The sequence below is a fragment of the Agrobacterium sp. genome, assembly GCF_032092815.1.
GTDB lineage: Bacteria > Pseudomonadota > Alphaproteobacteria > Rhizobiales > Rhizobiaceae > Agrobacterium.
Window position 1 is genome coordinate 1 of the sequence record NZ_DAMDBP010000013.1, and the last position, 6,739, is coordinate 6,739.

Here is a 6,739-nt window from a genome sequence, read left to right on the forward strand (position 1 = left end):
CCAACCGCAAACAGACCTTCAGCTTCAGCCGCTGGGTCTATCGCCAGCGCAATCTTGCCCAGGTTATTTAATCGTATCAAATAGATACTTGGCTCGGCACCGCTATATGACTGACTTGCATACAGTTAACTTGTCGGTCTCAAATTTGTCGAGACGAGCATATTGATTTCGTCAACTAATTTGACCGCGTTCTAGCGCGCCGGTCACCGGAGATAATACAAAGGCATGAATCCAAAAGCTTACGTTATAATGAGGGATACGATATGTTGGAAATGGAGTGCAATTGGTGAAATATGTTCATCGCCATTACGATGAATTAAAAAATCGAGATGTAAAAAGTCGGGTCACTCATCGACTTGACGTCGTTCTTTTGATGTGCACACTGTTTCCAATATATGCCTTGTCTTAATAATTGAATTTTTCCTAGTGTAGACATAATTGTGTTTTTATGTAGCTTCCAAAAAATGTTGCACTGCGCTAATCGCTCGGGGATTTAATGTCGATAATATCGAAAGCCAGAACGCTTTTGCACAAGAAGATAATTGTTCGTGCCGTCAGGTGGTACTATGTGAAACTGTATAAAATGGATATCGGAGAAAATACTCGCGTATCCTTGTCTGTTAAGCTTGATAGAACAAACCCAAGTGGAATTCATATCGGTAAGAACACTGCGCTTGCATTTGGTGCCGCTGTAATTACCCATGACTTCGTAAATCGCAAGCATTACGATACCTACATAGGCGAGTGCTGTTTCATAGGCGCTAGATCGATTATTATGCCAGGTCGGCGTGTCGGTAATAATTGCATAATTGGAGCAGGTGCTGTTGTGCTAAAGGATGTTCCAGACGGGTCGGTGGTTATTGGTAACCCAGGAGTAGTTGTCGAAAGAGGAATTCTCACTGGAGTTTGGGGTACTAGGGCAAAGAAAGAAGATATTTCTACATTAGAAGTGACTGTTAATTAATTTGAGGAAAGAAATGAAAGAAAAAATTCGCTCAATTTTTATCGAGATGTGGAATGAAGACCACGGGAGCGACCCAATTCAATTGGAGGACGATACGGTTTTGCTAGAGACTGGGCTCGATAGTATGGGTTTTGCGGTGTTTGTGGCCCGTCTTGATGAAGAACTTGGCTTTGATCCGTTCACAGTCGCTACTGAAGCGGTGTATCCCGTTACGTTCGGAGAGTTTGCCGATTTTTACGTCAAGTATGCGCCGAAATAATGACTTTTGTTTCGGCTGTACTGGATAATCGTCGCGGCTCTACTGAGAGCCTTCTTGTTCGTGAAGGTGATGCTGAGTTATTGATTCAGGATTTCCTAGCGGCTGCTGATGGCAGTGATCGAGTTTGTAGAAAAATCGCGGTTTCGACAAGTTCATCGATATTCTTAATCAGGGTATTGGCTGCTGCAGATGGACGTGCTGAAAGTATCCTTCTCCTGTCGCCAGCTCTACCAGTCGACACCGTCTTTGAACTGATGAGGCAGTGTAGCTGTGAAGAGATTTATAGCGACCGGCTAGATATCCCAGGTAGCAAGTCCAGTCCTCCGAAATGGAATTGCAGCTCAACCTATGAAACAACTTGGCTTCTTACAACATCTGGAACTACTGGAGTTCCTAAAGTTGTTCAGCACACATTTCATTCGATTTCAGCATCAACCAAATCTGGAGCAAGTTTATTTGATGCCAGATGGGGGTTGTTGTTTGAAGCATCGCGATTCGCGGGAATGCAGGTTCTGTTTCAGGCATTAATCGGTGGAGGCGTTTTGCTTGCCACGCCTGGAGAATGGTCGCTGGGAGAGAAGGTAAGCTACTTTGCGGCGACGGGCTGCACACATCTTTCGGCGACTCCAACTCTATGGAGAAAGATGTTAATGTCTCCAAGATTTGCTGAATTGCAGTTACGTCAATTGACAGTTGGAGGTGAGATCGCTGACTCGAATCTTCTAGCCGGCCTTAGTCATGCTCAGCCGCAAGCGCGGATTAGTCATATATATGCCTCCACAGAAATTGGCGTTGGTTTTGCTGTTCATGATGGGCTGGCTGGCTTCCCGAGTGCGTTTTTGCAAGGGGTAACTGGAATTGACCTCAAAGTGATTGATGGTGTTCTTTGGGCGAAACCCGCTGATGCGAGATCCACAATATTTGCAAATCACATCGAGCGTGACGCTGATGGATTTGTGTGTACCGGCGATAGAGTGAATGTTACGTCCGAGCGAGTCTTTTTCCTTGGTCGTGAAAGCTCTCTGGTAAATATTGGTGGTGTGAAAATTCAGATCGAGGACGTTGAGGCAGTTATCCGATCACATCCAGACGTTTCTGAGTGCTACATTGAGGCAAAAACAAATTCGTTTAGTGGTTCAGTTCTTGTTTTAACACTGGCACTCATTCCTGGCGCAATTGAAGCAGAAGCAAGGCGTGACATAAGACAATGGTGTAAAGACAGACTCCAACGAGAGGCTCAACCCGCAACAATACGAATTGTCGAACAGATTAATTCTTCCCCCGCCGGAAAAATTAGTAGAGTGGTGTAATATGAAGAAAATAATCGTGACTGGTGCATCGCGTGGTCTTGGATTGGCGATAGTTCAGATTCTTTTACATGAGGGCTACTACGTAATCGGTACAAGCCGGACAGAGTCAACAGCACTCAAGGAAGTCGTGGCGGATTTTTCTGATCGTTTTACGTATCGAAGACTTGATGTAAGCAACCTTGAAGAGGTTGAGAGGTTTGGACGAGAAATTGTGAAAGAGGAAGGGCGTATTTACGGACTTGTAAATAACGCTGGAATTGGAACGGACGGAATACTTGCAACTATGCACCGCACGGACATCCAACAAATCGTCGCGACCAATTTGCTCGGGCCTATGATCCTCACAAAATATATAATGCGTTCGATGCTTGCAAAGAAAGAGGGTCGTATCATTAATATAAGTTCTATTATTGCGAGTACCGGATTTCATGGCTTAGCAGTATATGGTGCGACCAAAGCAGGTCTTGAAGGTTTTACGCGATCACTGTCGCGAGAAGCGGGAAAACTGCGAGTGACAGTGAATTGTGTCGCACCAGGATATATGGAAACCGAAATGACGGCATCACTAGCAGGCGACAAATTGGAGTCAGTACGTCGTCGCGCACCGTTAGGACTTCCCCATCCGAAGCAAGTGGCGGCCGCGGTCAGCTACCTGTTGTCTGATAGTGCGGCCGCAGTTACAGGGACGGTTCTGACAGTCGACGGTGGAAGTACGGCGTAGATAGACCTCTACCCTTTGATCCGCCTCAATTGTATAGAGCTATTTTGTAGTTTGTGAACGTATGATTGGAAAGTATTTATATCCTATGGCGACGGTTTGGCCTATGCGCGGCGCGTAGTAAATGACATAACGAAATTACAATATGCAGTTGCGGAGTCGGCTTTTCATTAGCTGACTGACTCTGGGTTACGATTGTGTCAGCTCCACCATACGGTTAACTTTAGCTATGGTGCAAAGTCTTCGACAATCTGCTAGCTTAAGTAATTGACCCAGTTTGAATGTCACCGTGAATAGAAGCTATCCTATAGTCTGATAGTCTTTCAGAAGCTGCTAGTGAAATGTAGGATGACTGAATGGTTAATACTGTCCTTCTGCGTCATACATACCCGACTAGATAACTGAGCAACCTCGATGTCCGACAGTGAGCACTTGGGAGAGATAGATATCAATATATGATTACGGTCTAGCATGATGCGCGCTTTCTCAAGATCGCCACCTTTTTTGGCAAAATACATAGAGGATGACGTAGTTCACGATGTACGTCACCCTAAAGCAGTTTCACAGGTCTTTATTTGAAATGGCTTAACGGTACTCGCAGTTCCGTCGCACGCATAATGACGAGCTTTCATCCATATGAACTCCATTTCGTATCGTTGTAAGTCCAACGGTCCAAGCCAGAGGTTTCTCAACCACTATGACAAACACATCATAGGTGATGCGATGCTAATTTGCGACATTTGTTATAATCACACCGCGTAGTTCCCGACGAGTAATCCTTGCACATGCGGGTTTGGCACTGCGCTTGAGAAGGTGTGGCCGATTTTTTCCCTGACCGATCGGTATTTGTACATCAAAGTTCTATCCAGACTGATGCCGCGATAGAGTGCGTCGAAAAGCGGGTGGGCTTTACGAAGCTCTACGTAGACCCGGCTTTCCTTCTCGGTCCACGGGAAGAATGTGCCGTGCCATGGTTTGGGATGCGCCATATAGTGAACCAGAGCCAGTGACGACATATCCACCAGATGAAGGAATTGCTTGGGGAAATTCCAACGGTTGGAGATCAGGGTCAGTGAGCGTCCGCACACGTAGTTGAGAGCCCCCTGGTCATGTTTGCCTTCGCATGCATCCGGATTGCTCGCAAACAGTGCCAGGGCTTCCTGGCCTATCCAACCATCACGGTGAAATTTCAAAACACCGGCATTGAAATAGTGGCTGTCTGCGCCACCCAGAAGCATTTTACGGATGGACATGTAATCACGGGCGGCAAAAAATCGTCCCTGCGGAACAAATGTGCTTTCCAATGCATAGAGGCTGCTGACGATCTGTGTGTCGCCATCGAAATAGATGATCTGCGTATAATGTTTCGGAAGGACCTCGCACAGCACGAGTTTGGCCATTGTGCTGACGCTGATGCGTCCTTGAAAATGTTCGCCATTCAGATGCCCAAGGCAATCCGTCAGGGCATCAGCGGCGTCAACGAGTTCAACACCTTTTTCTTGAAGAAGCGCCTGCAAATCCTTGAAGTTATCGATCTTCTCGGACATCAACACGCAGACATCCGTTTTTGAATTGGCAAATTTACGGGCCTGAATTGCCGATAGGAATGTTGGGAAGGAATATTCCACATCTGAAACATACACGATACACTGCGTATTCATGGGTATTTCCTCACGTTTCTAAAATCACTGCTGAAAAATATGAGATCATCATGCTACTGGCCCGATCGGTGTTTTGGCGCTCATATTGGGAAACGGGTAAAACACACCCATTTCCAATTGCCGGGAAACTGGCGCAAATGCTGGAGACAGGCAGCCGATTGCCAATGCGGCCATGATGCTGAACAGCAATCCCAAATCCGTGCTGCTTCCAGACACTGTTGCAGAAACCACCTGTGAAATGCAGGCCATGATCGCCGCCATGCCGATCGCCCGATGCTGGGAGGAAATGGTTTTCGACGGTTTCCAATACAGCTTGACCATGCTGTAGAAAAATATCGTGAAAAGCAGCGTACCAATCAGACCGACATTTGAAAGCAAGGCAAACAGGAAACTTGATGCGCGCACCGTGCCAAGACCACCGCCGAAGGTGGATGTCTCAAGAAAGGAAATAAGTGACAATCTGTTCCAGGATGTGCGTTCTTCACCGGATTGCGACTGCATCTTGTCTGAAACGGCGATATCCACCAGCCCGCTGATAGCATTCCAGACGTCAGGAAGCAGCATCAATGCCATGATAAGGCATGGAATGCCCACCAGCATCACCATCAAAAATGGCGCGTGTCGGCCGACAGTCCCTCCGGTGATTGTCTGTTTCAGGCAGACAATAACGATCAGCGTGAACATGACGACGCTCGCCGCATAGGCCGTGGTGGATGTGCTCATGATGATGCTAATCCCAAGCAACAAGCTGAGAGGACCAACCCATCTGCTTGGGTATTTGTCCAGCCAAAGCATCAGTGTGAATACAAAAAATACAAGTGCCACAGAACTATAGGCACTGGCTTCGGGGAATGAGCCGACGATGCGCTTGAAACCGCCCAAGGTCTCGGCTGTGTGCATCGTGTAATTTGCGTTTCGGATGAAGTCGAGAAATTCGGGGTAACCGATAAAAAACGTACTCGCATCAATAGCCGCGAATAGGAAACATAAGGCTGCCGTTGCAATCAGTCGTCTCGCGATAAACTCGGCATGGCCAAGCAGAGTAAAACCGCTGATCATCGCAAAACACGCCAACCCGCCAAGCAGGTAGACTGCTTGGGTGATGTTTGATGAACCCGGGGCAAGCGGCATAGCGATCGTGGAAATGTTGCCAAGAGAATCCCTGGCTGACGAATAAACCAGTGTTGCTCCTGCAAATATGCGTGGCAGGAAAATCGCTGAGGCAACAGAAAACAGCACATAGAATGCAAACCAGAAGCCTGCCGCAGGAGGTGCGAGGCTCCGGATCGAGGCTTGTATTTCATTTGGGCGTCGCAGGACGGTAAGTGCAAGGAACAATACCATCAGGTGGCTTGGCTGAATGCTGCCGCCGCCGAGAGCTGGTAATTGTAATGCTGCCGCAGCCCCGAGCAAGGTCATAAAACACAAGGCAGTGATCGCCAGATGAGACCCGCGGAAAAAAGCGATGACGCCAACCATAAACACCAGATAACCAATGGGTTCCAGTGTCATGCTGTATCCATATTTCGGGCAATCCCGCTACGGTGAATAGGGACGACAGGTGGGTTCGGCATTGTCAAATGTTCATCACGTAGTGGGATCATTGCGCTGTTCTCCGCTCAAACGGTCGGGAGATATCGGCAATATCGGAAGGAATGCCTGTTGTCGCAGTTGGTTCGGTGGTGGTGGTGGTGGTGGATGAATGCTGAAACGCAGCCGCACTACCAGTCCCTGCCAAATCGAAACCGACCTCAACGAGATCATGTGGTAGAATGGATGTTGTCGCATCGGCTACGATTTCCTGGTAAGCTCCATTTTCACCTCGAC

6 protein-coding genes and 2 pseudogenes are annotated in these 6,739 nt (G+C 47.6%); 5 read left to right on the plus strand and 3 right to left on the minus strand.

The features are described 5' to 3' along the window. From RT613_RS09870 to RT613_RS09890, 5 genes and pseudogenes are all read left to right on the plus strand, one after another. A pseudogene (locus RT613_RS09870) lies at positions 1 to 81 on the plus strand (IS5/IS1182 family transposase); the annotation flags it as partial. Between the two features lie 487 nt (positions 82 to 568). Beyond that, complete coding sequence (locus RT613_RS09875) at positions 569 to 964, plus strand: acyltransferase (RefSeq protein ID WP_313614962.1); 396 nt, start codon at positions 569 to 571, stop codon at positions 962 to 964. Between the two features lie 13 nt (positions 965 to 977). Continuing rightward, positions 978 to 1,223, plus strand: a complete 246-nt coding sequence (locus tag RT613_RS09880) for an acyl carrier protein (protein WP_313614964.1) — start codon at positions 978 to 980, stop codon at positions 1,221 to 1,223. Next, positions 1,223 to 2,533 carry an AMP-binding protein gene (locus RT613_RS09885; RefSeq protein ID WP_313614965.1) on the plus strand — a complete coding sequence of 437 codons (1,311 nt, stop codon included), beginning with the start codon at positions 1,223 to 1,225 and terminating at the stop codon, positions 2,531 to 2,533. Before RT613_RS09880 ends, RT613_RS09885 begins: the two co-directional genes overlap by 1 nt. Position 2,534: 1 nt before the next feature. Then, a complete protein-coding gene (locus RT613_RS09890; protein ID WP_313614966.1) occupies positions 2,535 to 3,254 on the plus strand; it encodes an SDR family NAD(P)-dependent oxidoreductase in 720 nt (239 codons plus the stop codon). A gap of 746 nt (positions 3,255 to 4,000) precedes the next feature. Here RT613_RS09890 and RT613_RS09895 read toward each other — a convergent pair. The 3 genes and pseudogenes from RT613_RS09895 to RT613_RS09905 form a co-directional block, all read right to left on the minus strand. Then, entirely contained in the window at positions 4,001 to 4,912 is a 912-nt protein-coding gene (locus RT613_RS09895) for a glycosyltransferase (RefSeq protein WP_313614967.1), read from the minus strand. Between the two features lie 48 nt (positions 4,913 to 4,960). Further along, positions 4,961 to 6,424 carry a hypothetical protein gene (locus RT613_RS09900; RefSeq protein ID WP_313614969.1) on the minus strand — a complete coding sequence of 488 codons (1,464 nt, stop codon included), beginning with the start codon at positions 6,422 to 6,424 and terminating at the stop codon, positions 4,961 to 4,963. Between the two features lie 88 nt (positions 6,425 to 6,512). Continuing rightward, a pseudogene (locus tag RT613_RS09905) lies at positions 6,513 to 6,739 on the minus strand (hypothetical protein); the annotation flags it as partial.